General features: G+C 66.4%; 1 pseudogene. It reads left to right on the forward strand.

Features of this window, described 5'->3' with window-relative positions:
- Positions 1–658: pseudogene (locus CH275_RS04000) on the forward strand (fused acetyl/propionyl-CoA carboxylase subunit alpha/methylmalonyl-CoA decarboxylase subunit alpha); the annotation flags it as partial.

A 658-nucleotide genomic window follows, 5' to 3' on the forward strand; every position in this document is an offset into this window, starting at 1 on the left:
GTTGCTGAGCAGCAACGGCGGCACGTTCACCGAGTACGACTTCGACGCCGACGGCATCCTCGCACCGGTCGATCGTCCCTACGGCCGCAACTCCGCAGGAGTCATCGTCGGCGTGGCGACGACGCCCACTGCCAAGTACCCCGAGGGCATCACCCGGGTCGCGCTGTTCGGTGACCCGACCAAGGCCCTCGGCACCGTCGCCGAGGCCGAGTGCTCGCGGATCGTCGCGGCCATCGACCTCGCCGAGCAACTCGGTGCACCCGTCGAGTGGTTCGCATTGTCCTCCGGTGCAACGATTTCCATGGAATCGGGCACCGAGAACATGGACTGGGTATCACGCGGGCTGCGCCGGATCATCACCTTCACCCAGGCCGGCGGCGAGATCAACATCGTCGTCGCAGGCATCAACGTCGGCGCACAGCCGTACTGGAACGCCGAAGCCACGATGCTCACCCACACCAAGGGCATCCTGGTGATGACCCCCGACAGTGCGATGGTGCTCACCGGAAAGCAGTCCCTGGACTACTCCGGCGGCGTCTCGGCCGAGGACAACTTCGGTATCGGCGGCTACGACCGCGTCATGGGCCCCAACGGCCAGGCGCAGTACTGGGCACCGAACCTGCGGGCCGCGTGCGACATCCTGTTCGCGCACTACGAC

Origin of the sequence: Rhodococcus sp. 06-235-1A (assembly GCF_002258785.1) — a bacterium.
In the GTDB taxonomy this organism is placed as follows: domain Bacteria; phylum Actinomycetota; class Actinomycetes; order Mycobacteriales; family Mycobacteriaceae; genus Rhodococcoides.